The following is a 23,646-nucleotide window of genomic DNA, read 5'->3' as shown; positions in this document are numbered from 1 at the left end:
TGACGCGTGCGTCGATGGCGTCCTTCTTGCCGGCGCCGTTGACGATCGTGGTGTTGTCCTTGTCGATGATGACGCGCTGGGCCGTGCCGAGGTCGGCAATGCCCAGGCTCTCGAGCTTGATGCCCAGCTCTTCAGCGACGAGCTGGCCGCCGGTGAGGATCGCGATGTCCTGCAGCATGGCCTTGCGGCGATCGCCGAAGCCCGGGGCCTTCACGGCCGCGCACTGCAGGGTGCCGCGGATCTTGTTGACCACCAGCGTGGCGAGCGCCTCGCCCTCAACCTCTTCGGAGATGATGACGATGGGCTTGCCGCTCTGGGCGGTCTTCTCGAGCACGGGAAGGAGGTCCTTCATGCTGGAGATCTTCTTCTCGTTGATGAGGATGTAGGGATCCTCGAGCACGCACTCCATCTTGTCCGGGTTGGTGACGAAGTAGGGCGAGAGGTAGCCGCGGTCGAACTGCATGCCTTCGACGACGTCGAGCTCGGTGTCCAGGCCCTTGGCCTCTTCAACCGTGATCACGCCTTCCTTGCCGACCTTGTCCATGGCCTCGGCGATGATCTCGCCGATGGTGGAGTCGGAATTGGCCGAGATCGTGCCGACCTGGGCGATTTCCTTCTTGTCCTGGGTGGGCTTGGAGATGCTCTTGAGCTGCTCGGCCGCGCAGACGACGGCGGCCTCGATGCCGCGCTTGAGGTCCATCGGGTTGGCGCCGGCGGCGACCATCTTCGAACCTTCGCGGTAGATTGCCTGGGCGAGAACGGTCGCGGTGGTCGTGCCGTCACCAGCGATGTCGTTGGTCTTCTGCGCAACCTCGCGCACCATCTGCGCGCCCATGTTTTCGAACTTGTCCTCGACCTCGATTTCCTTGGCGACGGTGACGCCGTCCTTGGTAATCACCGGGGCGCCGAAGGTCTTCTCGATAATCACGTTGCGGCCCTTGGGACCGAGGGTGACCTTCACCGCGTCGGCCAGCGTGTTCACGCCGCGAAGCAGCGCGCCGCGGCCGGCTTCATCAAAACGAATTTCCTTGGCCATTGAAGTCTCTCCTTTGAGATTCTGTGTGTTCAGTAGTTAGTGGCGTGGCACGTGACCTTCGCCGGGTATCAGGATTCGACGATGCCCAGGATGTCCTCTTCCTTCATGATGAGGACTTCCTTGCCGTCGAGGGTGACTTCGGTGCCGCCCCACTTGGAGAAGAGGACGGTATCGCCGGCCTTCACTTCGAGGGGAACGCGCTTGCCGTCTTCGCCGAGCACGCCGTTACCGACTGCAACGACCTTGCCCTCCTGGGGCTTTTCTTTGGCCGCGTCGGGAATGATGAGTCCGCCCTTGGTCTTTTCCTCAGCCTCAAGTCGCTCCACGAGCAGACGATCACCGAGGGGTCGAATCTTGGTTGCCATAATTGAATCTGTGCCTCCTTAGCGCAGGATTAATTGGTTTCGTTAACGCAACATCGCCCGTGCCTGCCGCACCTCAATTGAGTCCACCAAGCCGAGCGCAAGTACCTGAATTTTCTAAACCTTTGAGTCTGTTCCCAAGTGCTCCCGGAGCCCGTTCCAGCCGCCGCATCCTCCGCGTCCAATCCGGCCTGGCAGAGCGTCCAAGGCGGACTACATGTAATCACCCATGTGCTGAGGTCAATGGGGGAACTGGCACTTATTTGTTTCGAGTGCCAAAAATCAAAAAATAAGTAATAATTTCAGGCAGTTGTGGAATCGTCCGGCAGGGCGCCGATGGCACTTACTTGGGGAGAATGCCAGCGCGCTCATCGTCGATGAGCTGCTGGGTGACCCCCTGGCTTCCCTTGATGATCCGCATCTCCAGAAGCTGGGGAATGTCGATCCACCGGCAATCGGCCACTTCGACCGGCTGTGGGTCGCCCTCGATCTCCATCAGGTAGAACAGCAGCAGCACGCGCAGCGCCGGGCGGTCGTCCTCGCGCTCGTACTCATGGTAGGCGAACCGGTAGGGCGCAATGATGCGCGAGGGGGTGCCGATCTCCTCGCGGATCTCGCGGATGCAGGCGTCTTCGGGCGACTCGCCGGGGTCGACCTTGCCGCCGGGGAATTCCCACTCACCGGCGAAGCTGTCGCACTCGCGGCGCTGGGTCACCAGGAGCTTTCCGCCGCGCATGATGATCCCGCAACTGATGTTCACAATGGGGTTGTCGTCGCTCATTCGGGTCCCTGCCTGCCCGCGCGTTCGAGCGCCCGACGGTATACCTGCTTGCGCGGCAGAGAAAAGCGCTCGGCCAGCAGGTCCGACACGTCGCGCACCGAGAGCCCCCGGTCATGGAGCGCCTCATCGATGGCGGCGTCGATGGTTTCCTGATCGGGTGCCGGGCGTTTTTCCCGGTCGCCTTCGAGTGCCAGCACGATCTCGCCGGGCAGGGTCTTGCCTGCAAGGCTCTCGAGAAACTCACCCACGCTGCCGCGCAGGATTTCCTCGTGCAGCTTGGTCAGCTCGCGCCCGATGGCCAGTTGCCGCTCGGGCCCCAGCGTCTGTGCAATCGCCTTGAGGGTCTTCTCCAGGCGATTGGGTGATTCGTGCATCAGGATGGTGCCACGTTCGGCCAGCAGGTCCTCGAAGAACTTGTGGCGCGCACCTTCTTTTTGTGGAACGAACCCGGCGAATACAAAGCGATCGGTGGGCAGGCCGCTGGCCCCGAGCAGCGCAATCGCCGCGTTGGGGCCCGGGATGGGAATCACGTCATGGCCGCGCGCGATGGCCTCGCAGACAAGGCGGTAGCCCGGGTCCGAAATGCCCGGTGTGCCCGCGTCGGTGACGAGTGCCAGGGACTTGCCCTCATCGAGCATGTTGCACAGGGCGAGCGCCTGCTTCTTTTCGTTGTGTTCGTGGTAGGCCAGCAGGGCGCCGGCCTTGATGCCGAAGGCGGTGAGCAGCTTGCGCGAGCGACGCGTGTCCTCAGCCGCGATCACGTCCACCTCGCCCAGAATGCGGGCGGCCCTGGGGGAGAGATCCTCCAGGTTCCCGATGGGCGTGGCGACCAGATACAGCGAGGACATTGCACACTCTCCCGCATGGGCGGATTATTCAACCGGCGGCCTGCGCCGTGTTGCGGCGGGCCGAGGGGACGTGGTCCTCTACGGGCTCGCCCCGGAATTCTTCGAGCCGCGAGCGCATGGTCTCGCGCACCTGATGAAGAAACTCCTTGGGATTCTCGCGCAGTTCTTTGACGTCGCGGGGTTCTTCGATATGAATCTTGATGTCGAGTCCCGGCAGGTAATTGTAGAGGTCCATTGGCGTGGCCGCGCGCCAGGTGCCGTCCAGCGATACGGCCAGCACTTCCATGTCGAGGTTGTCGGCGAGCATCATCACGCCCGCGCGCTTGAACTGCCGCAGCTTGCCGTCGCGGCTGCGCGTTCCCTCCGGAAAGATCACGCAGCCCGTGCCTTCTTCGGCAACGGCTGAGGCGAAGTCCTTGAGGAATTTTTCATTGGCCTTCGCGCCTGCGGCGCGATCAAGGAACGCGAAGCGTGCCATGCGCGTGGCCGGGCTGATGTTGGGAATGAACCACTTGAGTTCCTTCTTCATCACGAACTTCACGTGGCTCTCGCGGAATACCCAGAAGAGCAGGGCGATGTCGATGATGCTCTGGTGGTTCGAGAGGATGAGATAGGACTTGCCCGGTTCGGGTTTGAACCCGGTGGCCGTGATGTTGATCTGGTTGATGGCCGCACCCATGCGGAAGAAATTCACGCCCCAGAAGCGGACCAGCGAGTTGAGCATGCGGCGGCCCGTGCGTTCCCGAAGGAACAGCATGGGCACCACCGTCGTGCGCAGATAGAGCGCCAACACGAAGAAATAGGGAGCAAGCGCCGCCCCGAAGATGACTGGTGAGATCTTGCGATACATAGAGTTCCCGCGCCTTTGACCATCGCTCCGATGGGGATCGCGAGAATAACCGCAACGCCCCTTGTGACCAAATTGTCCCGGAAGGTGCTACAAGGCTTCCAGACATGTCGCTGAGCGCACCAGAAATAGAGCGGGTTCTGGACGAGATCGCCCCGATTTGCCGGGGGAGCTTCCTGAATCGCATTCGGCTCCATCGCGGGCGGGATCTGCTGCTGGACCTTCGAAACGGCCCGGAGCGGCCCACTCTGCTGATTTCCATGGAGCCCGAGGCCTCGCGCCTGGGCTTTGTGACCCGGCCCGGCGGCACGGGCGAAGACCCCGGCGGGTTCCTCCAGCTCCTGCGGGCGCGGATGGAGGGCCTTCGCCTCGCAGAGATTGCGCAACCCGGCGGCGACCGCATCGTGCGAATCGACTGCGCCGGCAAGAGCGCCGGGCGCAGGCCGCCGGCCACCCTGCTGGCCGAGATCATGGGGGCGCGCTCGAACCTCTACGTGCTCGACGACGAAGGGCGCGTCGAGGGGGCGCTCCGCCGCGGCGGATTTCGCCCGGGTGAGATGTGGGCGCCTCCGGAGGGCGGTGGCGACGCGCCGCCTGAGGCGCGGGACTTTGCCGATGTCGAGGGTGCGAGTTACTGCGAGCGCATCGAGAACTTCTACAACCGCGAGATCCCGCGGCGCGCCGAGGAAAAGCAACGCGCGCAGGTGAGCGCGGCGCTGCGCCGCGAGCGCGGCAAGCTGAGGCGCCTGGAGAAGAACCTGCGCCGCGACATCGAGCGCGCCGGTGACCCCGAGGAGCAGCGCACCATGGGGCAGCTTCTCAAGGCCAATGCGCGGCAGATCCCGCCCGAAGCCTCCGAGGTGAAACTGCCGCGCTGGGACCGGCCCGATGAACTCATCACCATTGCGCTCAAACCTTCGGAAAATGCGGGCGTGAATGCCGACCGTTACTTCGAGCGTGCCCGCCGCGCGCAGCGAACCCAGGCGGCGGCGCAGAAGCGCATCGACGAGACCGCCTGGCGCATCGCCGAGATCGAAACCCTGCTGGAACTGGCGGGGGAATTGCCCGTGACGGAACTGCTGGCCGAGGCGGGGCGCCTGAAAATTTCCACCGGGACCCAGCGCGAGCGCCAGGTGAGTGAAGTGGGTGAGACTCACGGCAGCGCGGCGATGGAGAAGCTCTTCGAAAAGCTCAAGATCAAGCCGCGACGCTTTACCAGCGAGACGGGCCAACTCATCCTGGTGGGCAGGAACAGCAAGGAAAATGACGTGCTGACTACGAAGGTTGCCCGGCCCCACGACTATTTCTTCCACGTGAGCGGCGCGCCAGGCTCCCACGTGATCGCCTGCGTGAACAAGGGCGAGAAGCTCGACCCGGCGACCGTTCGGCGGGCGGCGGAGCTGGCCCTGCGATACAGCGCCATGGCCAAGTCCGGTCGCGGGGACATCAGCTACTGCGAGCGCCGCTACGTGCGCAAGCGCAAGGGAGACCCCCCGGGGCTGGTGCATCTGATGGGGCGTCATGAGACACTCTGGATCGAACTTGGTGACTGAGCGGCCTTGGCGCAAGCCCGCGTACTCATTGACTTTCCCGGGTACCAGTTCTACCGTTTTCCGGGTTCCAGACCGCCAAAATTTGCTTGATCCGGGTGGTTCAAGAACGCCAAGAAAACCGCGTAATTCGGGCGGAGTAGGCCCGATTCGTGTGTGTGACATCTCTGGGGACCCATGGCCCTTTTCGGCAAAAAACAGGTAAAGGGAGGCGGTTCCGGCCAGGAGACCCGATGGGTTCGTCTTGGTCCGGATTGCGATGTCCTTCGCCTGTACATGGAGAAGGCCGACAACACGGTCGCGTGGACCAGTCCCGCCTTCAAGGCCTACGAAGCCTTCATCACCAAAGGCCCGCTTGAATTTCTGGTGCCTCCCAAGGAGCGCATCGAAGCGCGCGTGGTTCACGTGCGCGGCGGCGGCCGTGCCTCCATGCACGGTTTCCATCTGGTGCTGCAGGCGGGCGGCCGTGAAAACCTCCGCCGTCTTACCGGCGTCGAGGGTGTCAACGCCGACCACTTCACTCCCGAACTGATTCAGCGCGCGCAGGCCGCAGCCAAGGCGCGCGCGAGCGGGCAGACCCAGCCTCCATTCAATCCGGGACAGACCCAGCCGCCGGCGCCGCGCCAGCCCGTTGTTCCGCACACACCGCAGCCCCAGCCCGTGGCTTCCATGCAGCCGCCCGGCGCCGCCGCCAAGTCGAGTGACCTTGGTGATTTCGGTGAATTCTCCGAACCCGTATCGGGTGAGGCCGCGCCGCCGCCACCGCCCGCCGACACGAGCGAGTACCTGGGCGGCGACATCGGGGAACTCGGCCCCAGCGAAGAAGAGTTTCAGAGCTACATGGCCGGCGGGCGCGCCCCCGGCGATGAACTGCCCGACGAAGAACGCGAAGAAGTCGACCATGCTGACGTGGTCGAAGAGGCCGAACTGGTCGAGTTCGAAGAGGCCGAAGAACTCGGCGGCGAGGACTTGGGCGGCGAAGAACTGGGCGAAGGACTTGATGATGAAGTGACTGCGCCCAGCGCGGGCGTCGATCTGGCACAGACTTCCGAGTTCCTTGCGCCCGAAGATGAGGATCATCCCTTCGCCGAGGATGCCGATGCCGGCTCGCCCTTCGAAGACGCGAACGAGAGCCCCTTCGCCGACGATGGCGCTGAGGAAGCGCCGGTCGAGGAAATTGAAGAGGCCGAGCCCATCGAGGACGTCGCCCCCATTGAGGAACCTGAGCCTCTTGGGGCCGAAGAGGTCGCTGAAGAAGAATCCGAAGAACTCGCGCCGCCTGAAGAGCCCGTGCTTGTGCCGCCCGAGGAGGAAGTGTCGCTGGAGCCTCCCGAGGTGGAGGAATCGGCCTTCGAGGGCGGCGGCGATGCAGGTGACGACGACCCCTTCGCTGCCCTGAACGAGGGCGAACCGGAGGAGACCGAACCCGAAGCGGCCGATGCTGAGGACGCTTTCGCAGAAGCCGAAGCCGGTGCGCCCGATGAGGCAATTGCCGAAGCTGCCGAAGAGATTGGCCTTGCGGGTGAAGAGGCCGAGGAACCGGGGGAGCCCGAAGAGGCGCCCCACAGCCTGGCCGAAGAAGCGGTTCAGATGGCCGAGGAAGTGGCCGGCGAACCGATGAGTGGCACCGAGCTCGACGCCGCAGGCGACGAGCCCGCTGCCGAAGAAGCGCAGGAAGAGCCCGAGGTTGCCGAAGCCGCCGACGGATGGGGAATCGGTGAGGGCGGCGATGAAGCCGTCTCCATGGGCGATTCGGCAGAAGAGTCCGAAAAGCCCGTCGCCGTCGACGAGGAAGCTGACGAAGAGCCGGTGGAAATGGCCGAGGAGCCGGTTGCCGTGGACGAGTCCGGCGCCGAAGAGGCCGTTGAGGAACCCGTTGCCGCCGAGGCGGACGAGCCCGAGATGGCCGCCCGGTTCGCGCACGACGATGCGCAGTATCTCGAAGGGCTCGACGATCTGGATTCCGAAGCGCCCGCTGTCGCAGAAGAAGACGAGATCGGCGACGCCGAAGAAGAGGCCGTCGGTCTCGGCGACGAAGAGATCGTCGATGCTGAAGACTTCATGCGCGGGGTGGCCGAAGACGAGCCCCCCAGTGACGAGCGTTACGAAGACCTCTCGACCAAGGAAGACGTTGCCGCGGCGATCGAAGAAGCCGAGCGCCTGGCGCGCGAGGCCGGCGCGGAATCGCAGATCGTTACCCGCTCGGCTGCCGAGGAAATGCCCGCTTCTGTCCTGCCGCAGGGCGAGGGCGCCATCGGCCGTGTCAGCGAGGGCGACGTGAAGGAAGTGCGCCGCGAGAAAGAGGAGGCCGAGGCCTTCATCGATATCGCCGGCGACGACGAGATCCAGCAGGCCCTCTCGGATGCCGGTGACGTCGTGATGATGCCGGTCGATCCGAGCGAGCAGCCCGAGCGGCCCTCCGGGAATTTCGCTGCTGCGACCGAATCCGCTCCGGAACCCGTGGAGGAAGACGAGCCGATCGGCATGGCCGAGGACGAGGCTTCCGAGTCCGAAGAGCCCATTGGCATGGCCGAGGAAGAACCGGTAGCGGTTGCCGAAGAAGCGGCCGACGAGCCGGTGGCCATGGATGAAGAGCCCGTTGCTGTCGCCGACGAAGAGCCGGGCGAGGAAGCCGCCGAAGAATACGACTGGCTTCCCTTCGACAAGGAGCGCTCCGACGCCCTCAAGGTGGATGCCAAGAACGCCGGCGTCGCGAAGAAGCTGGACGACCGGCTGGTGTTCCAGTTGCAGCTTCGCGTTCGTTTCCCAGATGGCCATGAGGCCAGCGGCCCCCTCTGCCTGTTCGACAAACGTCCCGCGTTGATGGAGGACGAGTCAGCGACTCCCCGCCACCTCACGCGCGATTGCTTCATTGCCTACCTCTAAGCGATGCGTTTTGAATTCCTGAACCGGTTTTGTGGGCTTCGCGTATTCGCCATTGTGTTTGCGCTCTGCATGGCCGTTGCGGCGCCCGCGTCCGCGCAGGGCGCTGATCCCGTTCGACTCTCGCCGGAAATGTGGGACTCCCTGCTGCCGGTGCTCTCGGAATATCGCCGTATTGTGCTCGACTACAACATGGACGTGAGCGCCGAATCGCCGTGGTTTGCCTCGCCCAAGTCACTCGACCTCTCGGGCCTGGCGGTGGGGCCCTCCATCGAGGACCAGAAAGCGCACGATTACCTGAAGAACATCGTCAGCTCGATGGAGCGGATGCGGGGCGCCCATGAACTGGTGCGACGCCAGACGGTTCAGATGTTCGCCCACGGCAAGGAACTGGGGCCGCTGGAGATCACGATGTTGCAGACGATGACCATGGGCGTCGCGCATGCGTACGACGAGTGGGTTGCCGCGCACGAGGGGTTGATGGAAATCCTGCGCAACCGCAAGGGTTACCGGCTGGCCAAGCCCTACCCGCCGCTGCTGCTTCGTGAGCTGCGCGAGGTGGCCTTCCCGGCTTCGGGAATCCCGCGGCAGGCCCCGTAGCCGCTACTCGCCGCCGAGCTGGCGGATCGCTTCATAGACAACAATTGCCACGGAATTCGAGAGATTCAGGCTGCGCACGTTCTCGCAGAACATGGGAATGCGCAGGGTCTGCGCGCTGTATTTTTCGAGGATGGCGTCGGGAAGGCCCTTGGTCTCCTGCCCGAAGACCAGGAAGCTGCCGGGCTGGTAGGCGACGTCGGTGTAGGTGTGCGCTGCTTTCTTGGAGAGAAAGTAGATCGGCGCATCGGGGTGGCGCGCCGCTTTCCAGGTCTCGAACTCTTCGAAGGAATCGTGGTCCTGCAGTTTGACCCACGGCCAGTAGTCGAGCCCCGCGCGCTTCACGCGGCTTTCGGTGATCTCGAATCCCAGCGGGTGAACTAGGTGCAGCGTGGCCTGCGTCGCCGCGCTCAGGCGCGCAATGTTGCCCGTGTTCTGCGGGATCAGCGGGTTGACCAGGACGATGTGCAGCTCGGGCGCGCTCACGGTATCCATCAACGCTCGGCGCGAATCCACTCGTCGCCGCCCATGTAGGGGCGAAGCGCCTTGGGAATCACGACGCTGCCGTCTTCCTGCTGGAAGTTCTCGAGAATCGCGACCAGCGTGCGGCCCACTGCCAGGCCCGATCCGTTCAGGGTATGAATGAGCCGGGGTTTGCCGCCCTTTTCCTTGAAGCGGATGCGCGCACGTCGCGCCTGGAAGTCTTCGAAGTTCGAACAGGAACTGATTTCGCGATACGCGCTCTGCCCGGGAAGCCAGACTTCGAGGTCGTAAGTCTTGGCCGCTGAAAAGCCGATGTCACCAGCGCAGAGCTCCACGACGCGGTAGGGGAGCTCGAGGCGCTTCAAAACTTCCTCGGCGCTGGCGGTGAGCTGCTCCAACACTTCGTAGGATTTCTCGGGGTGGGCGAACTGGACAAGCTCGACTTTGTCGAACTGGTGCTGGCGGATCAGACCGCGCACGTCCTTGCCGTAGGAGCCCGCCTCGCTGCGGAAGCAGGCAGAGTAAGCGACATAACGGATGGGCAGATCGTCGGCGGAGAGCACCTCGTCGCGGTGCAGGTTGGTCACCGGGACTTCCGCCGTCGGGATGAGGTAGCGGCGCGGGATCGCTTCGCCCGCCTTTTCCCGCTCCACTTCATCGGGCGTCAGTCCTACGGCGAACATGTCCACGGCGAACTTGGGGAGCTGGCCCGTCCCCAGCGGGGAGGCCTCGCTCACGATCACCGGGGGCCAGCACTCCTTGTAGCCGTGCTCGCGCGCGTGCAGGTCCATCATGAAGTTGATGAGCGCGCGCTCGAGGCGCGCGCCCGCACCGACCAGCACGGTGAAGCGGGCGCCGGAGATTTTCGCGCCGCGCTCGAAGTCCAGAATTCCCAGATTTTCGCCGATCTCGACGTGGTCTTTGGCTTCAAAGGAAAAACTCGGCGGTGTGCCGAACTTGCGGACCTCCGGGTTGGCGCTCTCGTCGGCGCCGTCGGGAATGTTCGCGTGGGGCAGGTTGGGCAGGGTGAGCAGCAGGCCCTCCTGCTCGGCGTCCAGGGCCTCCGCTTCGGCGCCCAGCTCTTTGATCTTCGCGGAGATCTCACGCACGCGCGCCTCGATCCCGGAAGTGTCTTCGCCGGCCTTCTTCTTCTGCCCGATCTGTTTGGAAGTCGCGTTGCGCTCGGCTTCGAGTTCCTGGGTCTGCGTCATGCGCGCGCGGCGCTGTTCGTCCAGCGAAACCAGGGTGTCGACGATCTCCTGCAGCTCGGCCTTGTCGGCGCCGCGACGGGCCAGCGCGTCGACGACTGCGCCGGGGTTTTCTCGAATCTGACGGATGTCCAGCATGGTTTGTCGGGTCCAGTAATCGGGATGTCCGCCCCGGCCCTTCGGGTGGGGCGGCGGGCAACGCTATCTCAAACAGGGGAGGGGGGCAATCGGGGGTTTATTCCGTGCCCATCATCTCGTCGACGTGGGCTTCGAATTTCTTCCGGTCACTCTGGGTCATCTGGACGATGGTGACGCCGATGTCGTAGCGGCGCTGGTTGACGCGCTCCACGCGGACGACCTGGGCGCGCAGCTTCACCGAGCCGTGACGGGGAATCCTGATGTTCATGTTCAGGTCCGATCCCACGGGAATCGACTTGTTGGCGGCAAAGAGCAGGCCGTTCTTGGAAAGATTCCGGGTGGAGATCTCCTGGTTCTTGTGGGCCAGCACGGTGAACTTGCCAATGAGGTGCGCATCCACGCGGGTGAAGTTGCGCGTCTCGCTCAGGAATACCTTGATGTTGTTCTTGCCATCGCTCTTGGCGCGGTAGAGCGAGGTGTCGGCTTTGGCCACCAGTTCCTTGGGGGTTTTGCCGTCCACCGGGAAGGTGGCAAGCCCGCCGCTCACGGTGACTGCGCGCTTGGGCTGGTGCTTTCCATGCAGGAAATTGTGCCGCTCGATCGAGCGCCGGATGCGCTCGGCGGTGAGCAGCGCGCCCTGCTTGCTGGTCGAGGGCAGGATGACGGCGAATTCCTCGCCGCCGTAACGGGCGACGACGTCGATCTCGCGCACGTCCTTGATTAGAATTTTCGCCAGTTGCTGCAATACCTGATTGCCGGCCAGGTGGCCGTTGCGATCGTTGTAGTGCTTGAAGTCGTCGACATCGAGAATGAGCAGCGAGAGCGGTTCGCTGTAACGATTCGAACGCTTGAGCTCGCGGTCGAGCGCTTTTTCGAAGTGGCGGAAGTTGGCCAGCCCGGTGAGCTCGTCCGAGAGGGCTTCCTGCTGCGCGCGCCGGTAGATCTTGAGCTCGAGAATCTTGGGGTTCTTGAGCTTGCGATTGCGCGAGACGAAGTAATCGAGCAGCGCCACGCGCAGGTCGATCGGGCGCTTGAGATCCTTGTTGAGCTCTTCGTGGTGTTTGAGGATCTTGCGCCAGTGACGCTCCGCCTCGGCGGGTTTGAACTCCAGGTGTGAGAGCAGGAACAGCAGGCTGGGGTAGACGGCGGGGCCGCCTTTTTCGGCAAGCCGGTCGATCTCCGCAGCGAGCTTGTCGCCATCGAGCATCGGGCGCTGAAACAGGCGAACCAGTCGATTTTCGTATTTGGGTTCGAGGGCGCCGGAATCTTCTTCAGGGGTGCGAACGCGCTTAGCAGCCTTCGCTATTTTGGTCGGCGCTTTCTTCTTCGCGGTCTTGGTGGAAGCTTTGGCCTTCGCGCGTTTGGGCGCCGTTTTGGCCGCGGATTTCCCGGAGCGCTTCACGCGCCCGGAACCGCTTTTCTTGGCGGCCTTGACCATCGCCCCTCCCTACATCGCCGCAACATGCCGGCGCTCCCCGCGCAACCAGAGCCCTAGGTTAGTGAGCAGGGTAAATGAGTCAAGCCAACCCATTGGTTCCGGCGCGTTATTGACGCATAATCAGCGACTTAGAGAGCTATGGAAGAAGCGCCCAGCATCGATTCGGCCCCTGAGCCAGAGCCCGTCAGCGCCTACCGCCCCTGGGAGCGGTACGTGTTGCTGTATACGCCGCTGCTCCTGGTGTTGGGCCTTTGCGCGCTGCTCTACCTGCCGACCCTGGAGGCGCCGTTCCTGTTCGACGACCTGGAGATGATCGTCAACAACGAGTCCTTCATCGAGGGCGGCACCGTCGCCGAGTATGCCGAGAAGTTCCGCTTCCGGCAGGAAACGATGCGCTCGTTCAAGCGCGACCTGAACCTCTCGGGCGGATCCGTGCCCAACCCGGCGATCTTCCACGCGGCCAATGTGGTCTCGCACCTGGCCGTCGTGGCGCTTTTCTACTGGATGCTGCTGCAACTGGGCGAGCGGCTCGGGATGCGCTTTCGCGGCAAGCTCGCGCTGGCCTTCCTTGGCGCGGGGATCTTTGCCCTCCACCCGATGACGACCGAGCCCGTGGCCTATGTGATGGGCCGCGCCGATATTCTGGCGACCGGTTACCTGCTGCTTGCGCTTGTGTTGTTCCTCATCCCGTTGAGCTACCAGCCCGAGGGAGAGGTTGGACCCGATGCGCAGCAGGCGAGAGTGACCGAGCTGCCGGCCAGTACCTACTGGAAGGTGACGCTCGGTTGCTGGATGCTTGCGCTGGCAAGTTTTCTCAAGGGCGTGCTCTGCAAGGAAGTCGCCGTGATCGCGCCGCTGCTGGCGGCGCTTGTCATCGCGCTCGTGCCGGGGCAGACGCGGCCCTGGCGGCGGCGCACCTTTGTGGCGCTCGGCCTTGCCTTCGCCCTGGTGGGCGCTCTGCTGGTGTTGCGCCTGCTGGCCTTTGGCACCCTGGGAAACCCCGACACGATGCGCGGGCTGTTCCCGACGATGGCGACCAATGCGTTTGTTACGCTGCTCTATCTGCTGACCTGGATCTTTCCGATCAGCCAGAGCGGCGACCACGACACGTTCATTCTGAGCGGGTTTGCCAATGGCTGGGCGCTGGCCGGCGTGATGGGCATAGCGATCACGCTGTGGGCGGCGTGGTTGCTGCGCAGGAAGTATCCTGAGATCTCGCTGGGGCTGGTCTGGTGCCTGGTGGGCCTGCTCCCCACGACGAGCGTGATTGCGCTCGAAGACGTCTTCGTCGAGCGCCGTTTCTATCTCTCGGGCATGGGCCTCTCACTGGTGTCGGCGAGCGTGCTGGTGCGGATGAGCGGCCGGGTGCGTCTTCGGCGCGCAGAACTCTGGCAACGCTGGAGCCGCCCGGTACTGGCCTTCGCCATTCTGGCGATGATGTTCGTGAGCCTCCAGCGCGTGCTCGTCTGGACCGACACGATTCGCTTCTGGGCGGACGCGGCGCAGAAATCACGGATCAAGTCCCGTCCCTACTACAATCTGGGCACGGCACTTACCGAGGCCGGCAAGAACCGCAATGCGATCGCGGCGTTCGCCACGCTTTTCCAGCGCAACGCCTACGACCGTGACGCGCACCTCAACATTGCCAACGCCATGCTGCAGTCGGGCTGGACCGACATGGCGGCGAAAATCTACAAGGACAATGTCCTGAATCTCGATCCCGACAATGCCGAGGCCCGCTACAACCTCGGCGTAATTGCCGAGCAGAAGGGCAACTACAAGGAAGCCGAGCAATATTATAAAGAGGCCCTGCACCTCAAGCCGGAGATGACCGACGCGGGCATCAAGCTGGGAATCTTCTATTTCTCCAGGGACGAACCGCGGGTGGCGCTGAAGTATTTTGAGGACGCGCTCGCCCAAAGACCAGACGACCCCCTTGCCCACCAGTATCTGGCCCTCATCTACAGCCAGATGATCGTGGATGAGCCGCGCGCTCTGGAGCACTTCGAGAAACTGACGAAGCTGCAGCCGCAGGAGGCGCAGAACTGGTTCAACCTGGCGGTCCTGCAGGATCGCACGAGCCAGCCCGACGCCGCCCGCCGGTCCTATCGCCGGGCGCTCGATCTTCAGCCCACGCACGTGCCGAGCATGGTGAATCTGGGGGCTCTGCTGGAGCGCCTTGGGCACCGGGTGGAGGCCTGCCAGCTCTACAATCAGGCGGCCTCGCTCGACCCGGCACAGGCCCAATTGGTTCAGTCGCGCTGCAGCGATCTGAGCCCTCCACTTGACAGCGCCCGCTGAATCTTTGACAAATACCCCTGAAGTCCAGTATTCCAGTTTGGTAGTGATTACCCCTATTGGGCGAAAACTATAATATTTTCGGATACTTGCGGCGATTTTCGAGGAAGCCGAGGCCTCCGGGGGAACCTGATGAAACTGTCCACCTCTTCAAAAGATCCATATTCTCTCTACCACCACCTGCTGGTTTATCTGTGCGATGAGGGCGCCAATCCGCTCTCTTCCTTCAAGGGCCAGCCGTCTGAGGTATCGGGAATCCTGACCGAAGCGGTCAAAGGGCAGAAGTTCACCGGCAAGCTCGGTGGCGAGATTCTGATCCCCGCCACCGGCGCCTCCAAGACCCCGCAGGTTCTGCTGCTGGGCCTCGGAAAGGGCGCAGATCTCAAGGCCGTGGCCGTGCAGAAAGCCGCTGTCGCTGCTGCCGCGCAGGCCCGCAAGGTCGGTGCCGAGCGCGTGGGCATCGTGGTGGCCGACGGCCTGGGCAAGGGACTCAGCGACGCCGAGTTCTCGCAGGCCCTGGCCGAGGGATTCGTGCTGGGCTCCTACGAGTATCGCAAGTTCAAGACGGGCAACGATGAAGAAGGTCCCGCCGGCAAGGTTCGCGAAGTGATCTGCTACGTGGGCGGCGGCACTGCTGCCGCGAAGGCGTGGAACGCGGGTCTCGACACCGGCGGCGCGGTGGCGCGCGGCACCAATGTGGCGCGCGATCTCTCCAACGCGCCGGGCAACGATGTTACCCCGGTGAAGATGGCGCAGGAAGCCCAGCGCATCGCCAAGCTCGGCAAGATGACCTGCAAGGTCCTCGGCCCCGTTGAGCTCAAGAAAGAAAAGATGGGCGGCGTCATTGCCGTCTCCCAGGGCAGCGACCAGCCCCCGCGCGTTGCCATCCTTGAATACAAGGGCTCGAAGAAAAAGGCCGAGGCCCCGATTGTGATCGTGGGTAAGGGAATCACCTTCGATTCGGGCGGCATCTCGCTCAAGCCCGCGCCGGCGATGGATGAAATGAAGCACGACATGTCCGGCGCCGCCGCGGTGCTGGGCCTCTTCGATGCGCTGCGGGACCTCAAGCCCAAGTGCAACGTCGTGGGCATCATCGCCTGCGCCGAGAACATGCCCTCGGGCAAGGCCTATCGCCCCGGCGATGTGGTGAAAACCCGTTCGGGCAAGACCGTCGAGATCCTCAACACCGACGCCGAGGGCCGCATGGTTCTCTGCGACGCGCTCGACTACGCAAAGAACTACAAGCCCAAGGCGATCATCGACCTGGCAACGCTGACCGGCGCCTGCGTGATCGCGCTCGGCGATGCCGCCGCCGGCCTCATGGGCAACGACGACAAGCTCAAGGACGCACTGGTCGCAGCCGGCACCGAGAGCGGCGAGCGCGTGTGGCCCATGCCGCTCTTCGAGGACTACACCGAGCAGATCAAGAGTTCGATCGCCGACATCAAGAACGTCGGCGGCCGCGAGGCCGGCTCGCTGACCGCGGGCGCGTTCCTGCAGCAGTTCGTTGACGAGAAGACGCCGTGGGCGCACCTCGACATCGCCGGCACCGCGTGGACCACCAAGCCCAAGGGACTGTTCAAGAAGGGTGCCACCGGATTCGGTGTGCGCATCCTGGCAAACTACCTGGCGACGATGAAGTAAGCGGAACGACTCTGCACCAATGCGAAGGGGACCCGGCGGGTCCCCTTCTTTTTTGCGGTGCAGGAAGTGAGCTCTAGCGTTCGGATGGTTCGGCCGAGCGGTGGGAGTTCTCCGGCTTGGTCTCGATGTCCGAGAGCCCTGGCAGCTTTGCTTCCGGATCGATCATCGCGGCCGGGCCCACGATTGTCTCAACGTCGGGTGCGGCAAGATACTTTTTCGCGATGCGCTGGATGTCCTCGGCGCTGACTTTCTCGATCAGCTCGGGATAGTTCTCATCGAACTGGAAGCCGCGACCCATCAGCTCATAAAACGAGAGATAGAACGCCTGGCTGGAGTTGCCTTCGTGGCTGAGATCGAAGGCGCCGACGAACTTGCTCTTGGCCTCGGCCAGTTCCTGATCGGAAACCGGTTCTTCACTGAGGCGCGCCATCTCCACATCGAATCCCTCGCGCACGGCCTTCGTGTTTTTGGGATCGGTGCCGATGTAGATGAAGAAACCCGTGGGGTCGGCCTGTGATTCGTAGATCGCACTCGTCGTGTAGGCGAGGCCGCGGCGCTCTCGCAGGTTCACGAACAGCCGGCCCGAGAGGCCGTGGCCGAGCAGCGAAGAAATCACCTTGAGCGTGGCGTAGTCTTCGGACTCGATGCCCGGCACCAGGTAGCCGCGAACGACCCAGGTCTGCGCTGTTTCCTTGGGGATACGGATGGTGGCCGGCTTTTTCAGCTCCTGCTGGGGCTTGGGCCAGAGCAACCGAATCGGCGCCTTGGCGGACTGCGCGGGGAACAGGTCACTCACCATTGCGGCAACTTCGCGCGTGTTGACGTCCCCGACCACGGAGAGGGTCAGATATTCCGGACGGAACTGGGAGTGGTAGAAGTCCAGAACCTGCTTGCGGGTCAGACCCGGCAGGTCGCGCTCCATGATCTTGCCCGCAAACCCGTAGGGGTGATCGGGGTAGAGGGCCAGGTGGGCCTGCTCGAACGCGACACTGCTGGGCTGGTCGCGCGAGGCGCGGATCTCCTGCAGCATGCGGTCGCGCTCGTGGTCGATTTCGTCCTGTGTGAATTCGGCGTTGTAGAACACGTCGCGCAGCAGCACGAGCAGCCGCGGCAGGTCGCCGCTCAGGCCCTTGCCGCTCAGCGAGATGTAGTCCTCGTTGGCATCGACCGAGAGGGAAAGGCCCGCGCTCTCGATCTCCTGGGCCAGCGCCTCTGCGCTGCGGGTGGCCGTTCCCTTCATCGCCACGCGGGCGACCAGGTCCGCGAGCCCGGCCTTCGTCGCGGCGCGGACGCCGCCATAGAGCATCCCCTGGAACGCGACGACCTGGCTCTGGGGGTCCTGCTTGACGATCAGCGTTGCGCCGGTATCGAGCTTGGTGCGGGAGATGCTGGTGGAATCCGATTCCTGCTGAAGCTGAACGCTGCCGGCCTGGCGCTCTTCGGGTTTTTCGATCTTCGCCAGATCCGTTCCCTGGGGAAGCACCCGCACCGTTGCAACGCGGTCGGGGCGCAGCCAGCTACGCACGGCTTCCACCACGCGCAGCGCATCGGTCTTCTGCAGGCGACTGCGGTAGGCGGCCACGTCGGAGACCTGGGACACCACGGCGTAGTAGCCGAACAGACCGGCCATGCCGCCGGAGGATTCGGTCTCGTAGACGAAGTCGCGATCGAGGGAGAGATGGGCTTTGGCCAGCTCGTCGGCGCTGATGGGAGCGCGCGAGAGGCGCTCGATCTCTTCGAGAATGATGGCGCGTACCTTCTCTACGTTCCTGGGTTCGCAGGTGGCAAAGACGTAGAAGGATCCGGCATCTTTCTGGGTGTAGTTGCCGGCGCCGACGTTGAGCGCCAGGCGCGTCTCTTCCACCAGGCGGCGGTGCAGCCGCGAGCTTGCACCCTGGCCGATCACCAGGCTGGCGACGTCGAGTGCGATGGAGTCATCGAGCTCGGAGACGTTGGGCGCGCGCCAGGCAACGGCGAGGTGGGCCTGCTGCACGTCTTCTTCAATTGTGACTTCGACCGACTTCTCGATCGGACTCAATGCGGTGCGCTCGCGCGGCGGCAGCTTGCCGGCCCGCGCGCTCTGGAAATGCTCGGTCACCAGTTCGAGCGCGCGGTCGGGGTTGACGTCACCGGCGATCACGACGGTCATGTTCTCGGGCACGTACCACTTCTGGTAGTAGCCGACGATGTCCTCGCGCGGGATCTCCGCAATGTTCGAGGGCGGGCCCAGCGTATCGCGGTGATAGGGATGCCCGGCAAAGAGTTTCTCCTGCATGGCGATGTAGAGCTTGCGGCGCGGGTTGTCGTTGGCGCGGTTGATCTCCTCGATCACGACCTTGCGTTCGTGGTCGATCTCGTCGGGCGGCAACGCGGCGTTGAGCATCATGTCGGCATGCATGTCGAGCGCCTGCTCGAAGTGCTTGCTCGAGACGGTGACGTAGTAGTGGGTGTAATCGTCGCTGGTTGCGGCGTTGATGCGCGCGCCAAGCGATTCCAGGCGGCGGTCGAGCTCGCGCGGGCCAAAGCGCTCGGTTCCCTTGAAGAGCAGGTGCTCGAGGAAGTGGGAGACGCCGTTGTTGGCGTCGACTTCGTCGGCCGATCCCACGCCCACCCAGGTGTCCATGGTGACGATCTCGCTGGCGTGGTTTTCGAAAACAACGAGCCGGAGCCCGTTGCTCAGTTCGTAGGCATGGGTGTGGGCCGGAAGCTGCCGGGCCCAGTCGGGGCGCTGGCCGGGGCTCGGATCGCCCTCTCCGATCGGTCCGGGGGTGTTGATGCTCGACAGGCAGCCGCTCAGCAGGGGAAGCGCCAGCAGCGCGATGAGGGCGCGGTACAAGGTGTTTTTGATCACGGTTGTCCTACTCTCTCCAGAAAGTGCGCGGATTCTAGTGGGTTGTCCGCCCGCTGAACAGCGGAACTGACCCCCGATTGCCGTTGACACAGGGGCCCATAGAACTTAGGATGAGCCCGAATTTCGGTACCTGACTGGTCAGTTAGGATAGAGATTGTCGAAATTTTGAGGCAGAAAAGGCATGAACGCAGGAACCAATAGAGCAGCCAATCTTGAAGAGCGCCGCGGACCCGTCTCGGGCGAGCGCTCCAATATCGAAGATCGCCTGCCCAAGGCGCTTGAGCGGGCCAAAGAATACCTGTTTTCACTCCAGGACGAGGAGGGCTACTGGTGGGCCGAACTCGAAGCCAACACCACGCTGACCTCTGAATACGTCTACCTCATGCACATGCTCGACCGCGTCGATCCCGAACGCGAGCAGAAGTGCATCAACGAGCTTTTTGCGGAGCAGCGCCCCGACGGCGGCTGGTGGATTCACGAAGGCGGCAAGAGCGACCTCTCCACCACGGTGGAGGCTTATGTGGCGCTCAAGATGATGGGTGTCGACACCGAAGACGAGCGCATGGTGAAGGCCCGCAAGCTCATCATCGAACTCGGCGGCGTCGAAAAGGCCCGCGTCTTCACCAAGATCCACTTTGCCTTCATGGGCCTCTGGGATTATCGCGGCACGCCGGTGCTTCCGGCCTGGGTGATGATGCTTCCCAGGAAGTTCTTTATGAGCATCTACCAGATGAGTTCGTGGGCGCGCTCGTGCGTCGTCCCGCTCGTCGTGCTTCTGGACAAGAAGCCCGTGTGGAAGCCCAAGCGCGACATCGAGATCGATGAGCTCTATGCCAACGGCAAGGAAAACATCGACCACAACTGGGGCTTTACCGACAAATTGGTAACCTGGCACAACTTCTTTGTGGTGATGGACCACATCCTGCGCTTCCTCGACAACCGCGGGCTGGTCCCCTTCCGCAAGCGCTCGCTCAAGGCGGCCGAGAAGTGGGTGCTTCAGCACCAGGACGACGAAGGCGACTGGGGCGGCATCATCCCGGCCATGGCCTATTCGCTGCTGGCGCTCAAGGCCCTCGACTACGAACGCGACCACCCGAGCATGCGCGGCGGCTGGCAGGCCATCGAGCGCTTCGGTATGGAGCGCGATGACAAGTTCCGCCTGCAGTCATGTGTCTCTCCCGTGTGGGACACGGCGCTGGCCATTTGGGCCCTGCAGGACGCCGGTGTGAGCGGCGATGATGAGCGCCTTCAGAAGGGCGCGCGCTGGCTGCTCGACAAACAGGTTCAGCACTACGGCGACTGGAGTGTGAAGAACGAGGACGGAAAGCCCGGCGGCTGGTCCTTCGAATTCTTCAACCGCTACTACCCCGACTGCGACGATTCCTCGGCGGTGATGCTCGCCATCAACGGCATCGACCTGGGCAAGGACAATGACTACCGCGACGCCTCGATTCGCCGCGCGCGTGAGTGGGTCCTCTCCATGCAGTGCAAGGAAGGCGGCTGGGGCGCTTTCGACGTCGACAACGACCAGAAGCTCTGGAACGAGATCCCCTTCGCCGACCTCAAGGCGATGCTCGATCCCAACACGCCGGACCTGACGGGCCGCGTGATCGAGATGCTCGGCGAAGCGGGGCGCGACTGCAGCGACCCGGTCGTCGCCCGCGGCGTCGAATACCTGCTCAATTCGCAGGAAGAAGACGGCTCGTGGTACGGGCGCTGGGGTGTGAACTACATCTACGGCACCTGGGCGGTGCTCTGCGGCCTGGTGCAGGTAGGGATGCCCAAGGACCACCCGGCCATCAAGCGCGGCGTGGCCTTCCTGGAGAGCGTCCAGAACAAGGACGGCGGCTGGGGCGAGTCCTGCGACAGCTACGATGTGCGCCACTTCGTGCCCCACACCTCCTCTGCCTCCCAGACTGCCTGGGCCGTCATGGGTCTGGTGGCGGCCGGCCGCGCCGACTCCATCGCGGTGGCCCGGGGGGTGCGCTGGTTGCTCGACAATCAGGAGAAGGAAGGCTGCTGGAACGAGGAGCAGTTCACCGGAACGGGCTTCCCCTCCCACTTCTACATCCGTTATCACCTCTACCGGGACTGCTTCCCGGCCATGGCGCTCGGCCATTACGGCAAGGCGCTGCGCGGCGGGCATTGATCGGCCCCCAAAGCGCACAACCACTGACCCATGAAGGGCGGTAACCGCGGGGTTGCCGCCCTTTTTCATGGAGGCCTGAAGGCCCGCGCGGGGGCTCCCAGCACGGCGCGCCGCCCCTTGCTTTTGAGGGGTGCGGCTCTACAATGTGCCTACTTCTGGGAAAAAACCTAGGAATTCCCGTTTGTTGGCTGATGCCGGGGTTTTCGCGTGTCCGACGACGCAGCAGGCATGAAAGAGTGTTGGAACTGCGGGGATGACATCCCTGTAGATGCCGAGGTGTGTGAAACCTGCGGCGTTTCCCAAAACCGTGGCGAGGGTGGCGAGACCACCGGCGGCGGCGAGACCACCGGGGGAGGCGACCGCGCCCTCGATATCGGCGACGTGTTTGCCGATCGCTACGAGATCCGCGGGATCAGTCCCGACGGCGGCATCGGCATTGTCTACAAGGTCCACGACCGGGAAATCGAGGTCGCCCTCGCACTCAAGGTCATCCGCGGCGACCTCTTTCCCGACGACCAGTCCCGAAAAGACCTGCGCGGCGCCATCAAGAAAGCGCGCCGCTTCCTGCACAAGAACGCCATCCGTCTCTACGAGTCAGGCGATGACGGCGGTGCCGCCTACTACACGATGGAATTCGTGGGCGGCATCAATCTGCGCAAGCTGCTGCAGGTCCGCGCCGACGCCCACCAGAACTTCACCCTCGAGGAAGCCGCGCCCATTGTCGAGCAGCTCGGCGCCGTAATCGACGCAGGGCATGCCCAGGGCCTGCGCCACGGGGACATCAAGCCTGAAAACATCGTGATTCTGCCCGAAGGCCTCAAACTCTCGGAGTTCGGAATCGTCTCGGTTCTTCCGGCTGCGAAGCAGGTTGAGATCCAGGAAGCGCAGGGAACCGCAGCCTACCTGGCGCCGGAGATTGCCGCCGGTGGGGATGTGGGGCCGCGCGCCGACATCTATTCGGTGGGCGTGATTCTCTTCGAGATGCTTACCGGGCGCCTTCCCGAGGATGGCGCCAAGATCGCAAGCGAATACAACGAATCGCTCTCGTCGGCGATCGACGACCTGATCGAGCGTTGCCTGAATGCCGACCCCTCAAAACGTCCGGCGACGGTAAGCGAGATTTTCAGCGCACTGGTCGAGCAGCCCGTCGAGGCGGAAGAAGCCCCGGCCGCCGCGGAACCCGAGCCTGAACCGCCGGCTCCCGAACCGGAGCCAGAGCCACCAGTTCCTGAGCCGGAACCTGAACCTGAACCTGAACCGGAGCCAGAGCCAGAGCCAGAGCCTCCTGCTCCCGAGCCCGAGCCGGAACCGGAGCCACCGGCGCCAGAGCCCGAGCCGGAACCTGCGCCGCCACCTCCTCCGCCTCCGCCGGCGGAGCCGGCACCCGCGCCTGCCCAGGCGGCGCCTCCACCTTCAAGTTCAGGTGGAGACAGCTTCTCCCTGCCGGAGCTGCCCGAGCAGAAGAAGGGTGCGCCCATCGGTTTGATCATCGGTATCATCGTACTGATTGCCGGTATTGCCGGCGCGGTGATGTTCATGGGCGGCGGGGACGAATCGGCACCGGTCGCCAAGGTGGAACAAACCCAGCCTGCCGAGACCGAGAAGCCCAAGCCCGTTGCGAGCAAGCCCAAGGGCGCCGAACCACCGCCCCCCGCACCGAAGGTCGATCCCGAGGCCGAGCGTCGGAAGGCTGAAGAAGAAGCTGCCCGCAAGGAACGTGAAGCCGAGCTCGCCGCGCAACGCGCCGAGGAAGACGCGCGCCGCCGCGAGGCGGAAGAACAACGCCGCAAGGAGGCGGCCGCGAAGGCTGCAGCGGCGGCGGCAGCCGCGCGCTCCAAGTGCCCCGAGGGCATGATCGAAGTGCCGGGGACCTCCTTCAAGATGGGCAGTGCCAAGGACGATTCGGCCCGCGATGCGTGGGAGAAGCCGCTGGTGAGCACCTCGATCAAGGGCTACTGCATCGACCAGTACGAATTCCCCAACAAGAAGGGGGAGACCCCGCGCGCGAGCGTCAGCTACGACCAGGCACGGGCACTGTGCTCGGCCCGCAAGAAGCGTCTTTGCACCGAGGAAGAGTGGGAACATGCCTGCAAGGGCAAGTCCGGCGGGCGTTATCCCTACGGCTCCCAGTTCAGCGGGGCATCCTGCAATACCAAGGATTCCGCCGGGAATCCGCGCACCCTGGCGCCAAGCGGCCAATTTGGCGCTTGCAAGAGCGATCTGGGCGTGTTTGATATGAGTGGCAACCTCAAAGAGTGGACCTCCAGTCAGTGGTCGGACGTGGTCAAGGACAAGGTGGTTCGCGGCGGAAGCTTCAGCCGTCCCGACTGGGGAACGCGCTGCGCCTTCCGTGAGAATTTCCAGGAAACGCACATCGACGTGCAGATCGGGTTCCGTTGTTGCGCAGACTACTGATTTCCTCGCTGGCCCTGATGGTGTGGGCCGTTCTCGCCACGCAGAACGCGTGGGCGGGCGAGGTCGCGGTGCTCATCTCCCAGGACTCCAGCCGCACCCAGGAAATCATGGCGGGCCT

Annotated in this window: 16 protein-coding genes; 7 read left to right on the top strand and 9 right to left on the bottom strand. The window is 63.8% G+C overall.

The window, feature by feature from the left end:
* The 5 genes from groEL to KDH09_05885 all read right to left on the bottom strand — a co-directional run.
* The coding region (gene groEL, locus KDH09_05905) for a chaperonin GroEL (protein ID MCB0219212.1) at positions 1–1,036 on the bottom strand (1,036 nt) is incomplete at its 3' end.
* 68 nt (positions 1,037–1,104) lie between these two features.
* Positions 1,105–1,401 (bottom strand): co-chaperone GroES, encoded by a 297-nt coding sequence (gene groES, locus KDH09_05900; protein MCB0219211.1) that lies wholly within the window; start codon positions 1,399–1,401, stop codon positions 1,105–1,107.
* Positions 1,402–1,741: 340 nt separating this feature from the next.
* Positions 1,742–2,179, bottom strand: a complete 438-nt coding sequence (locus KDH09_05895; GenBank protein ID MCB0219210.1) for an NUDIX domain-containing protein — start codon at positions 2,177–2,179, stop codon at positions 1,742–1,744.
* Positions 2,176–3,027, bottom strand: a complete 852-nt coding sequence (gene rsmI / locus KDH09_05890) for a 16S rRNA (cytidine(1402)-2'-O)-methyltransferase (protein ID MCB0219209.1) — start codon at positions 3,025–3,027, stop codon at positions 2,176–2,178. The genes KDH09_05895 and rsmI overlap by 4 nt, the downstream gene beginning before the upstream one ends.
* Positions 3,028–3,055: 28 nt before the next feature.
* Entirely contained in the window at positions 3,056–3,877 is an 822-nt protein-coding gene (locus KDH09_05885; protein ID MCB0219208.1) for a 1-acyl-sn-glycerol-3-phosphate acyltransferase, read from the bottom strand.
* 104 nt (positions 3,878–3,981) lie between these two features.
* On the opposite strand from KDH09_05885, the gene KDH09_05880 reads away from it, so the two are divergent.
* The 3 genes from KDH09_05880 to KDH09_05870 all read left to right on the top strand — a co-directional run bounded on the left by KDH09_05880 (position 3,982) and on the right by KDH09_05870 (position 8,907).
* A complete protein-coding gene (locus KDH09_05880) occupies positions 3,982–5,427 on the top strand; it encodes an NFACT family protein (protein MCB0219207.1) in 1,446 nt (481 codons plus the stop codon).
* Between the two features lie 174 nt (positions 5,428–5,601).
* Positions 5,602–8,310, top strand: coding sequence for a hypothetical protein (locus KDH09_05875; protein MCB0219206.1), 2,709 nt, complete (start codon positions 5,602–5,604; stop codon positions 8,308–8,310).
* 54 nt (positions 8,311–8,364) lie between these two features.
* Positions 8,365–8,907 (top strand): hypothetical protein, encoded by a 543-nt coding sequence (locus KDH09_05870; GenBank protein MCB0219205.1) that lies wholly within the window; start codon positions 8,365–8,367, stop codon positions 8,905–8,907.
* Between the two features lie 3 nt (positions 8,908–8,910).
* Here KDH09_05870 and KDH09_05865 read toward each other — a convergent pair whose 3' ends face one another.
* The 3 genes from KDH09_05865 to KDH09_05855 form a co-directional block, all read right to left on the bottom strand.
* Positions 8,911–9,399: a tRNA (cytidine(34)-2'-O)-methyltransferase gene (locus KDH09_05865; protein ID MCB0219204.1), complete on the bottom strand. Its 489-nt coding sequence runs from the start codon at positions 9,397–9,399 to the stop codon at positions 8,911–8,913.
* Positions 9,399–10,733 carry a serine--tRNA ligase gene (serS, locus tag KDH09_05860; protein MCB0219203.1) on the bottom strand — a complete coding sequence of 445 codons (1,335 nt, stop codon included), beginning with the start codon at positions 10,731–10,733 and terminating at the stop codon, positions 9,399–9,401. The genes KDH09_05865 and serS overlap by 1 nt, the downstream gene beginning before the upstream one ends.
* 97 nt (positions 10,734–10,830) lie before the next feature.
* A complete protein-coding gene (locus KDH09_05855; GenBank protein MCB0219202.1) occupies positions 10,831–12,171 on the bottom strand; it encodes a diguanylate cyclase in 1,341 nt (446 codons plus the stop codon).
* Between the two features lie 138 nt (positions 12,172–12,309).
* Here KDH09_05855 and KDH09_05850 point away from each other — a divergent pair, with 138 nt between their 5' ends.
* Entirely contained in the window at positions 12,310–14,472 is a 2,163-nt protein-coding gene (locus KDH09_05850; protein MCB0219201.1) for a tetratricopeptide repeat protein, read from the top strand.
* A 129-nt stretch (positions 14,473–14,601) separates the two neighbouring features.
* The gene (locus KDH09_05845) at positions 14,602–16,113 is read left to right on the top strand and encodes a leucyl aminopeptidase (GenBank protein MCB0219200.1); all 1,512 of its coding nucleotides are present in this window, start codon (positions 14,602–14,604) and stop codon (positions 16,111–16,113) included.
* 73 nt (positions 16,114–16,186) lie between these two features.
* Here the strand turns inward: KDH09_05845 and KDH09_05840 are convergent, their stop codons facing one another.
* Positions 16,187–18,964 carry an insulinase family protein gene (locus tag KDH09_05840; GenBank protein ID MCB0219199.1) on the bottom strand — a complete coding sequence of 926 codons (2,778 nt, stop codon included), beginning with the start codon at positions 18,962–18,964 and terminating at the stop codon, positions 16,187–16,189.
* 181 nt (positions 18,965–19,145) lie between these two features.
* Between KDH09_05840 and shc the strand changes: the two genes are divergently transcribed.
* Both shc and KDH09_05830 read left to right on the top strand, forming a co-directional pair.
* Positions 19,146–21,113, top strand: a complete 1,968-nt coding sequence (gene shc, locus KDH09_05835; GenBank protein ID MCB0219198.1) for a squalene--hopene cyclase — start codon at positions 19,146–19,148, stop codon at positions 21,111–21,113.
* A 207-nt stretch (positions 21,114–21,320) separates the two neighbouring features.
* Positions 21,321–23,528: an SUMF1/EgtB/PvdO family nonheme iron enzyme gene (locus KDH09_05830; GenBank protein MCB0219197.1), complete on the top strand. Its 2,208-nt coding sequence runs from the start codon at positions 21,321–21,323 to the stop codon at positions 23,526–23,528.
* The last annotated feature ends 118 nt before the right edge of the window (positions 23,529–23,646 follow it).

The organism is Chrysiogenia bacterium, from assembly GCA_020434085.1.
GTDB lineage: Bacteria > JAGRBM01 > JAGRBM01 > JAGRBM01 > JAGRBM01 > JAGRBM01.
The sequence above is the reverse complement of the archived record's forward strand: the minus strand, read 5'-3'. Positions and strand labels throughout refer to the sequence as shown.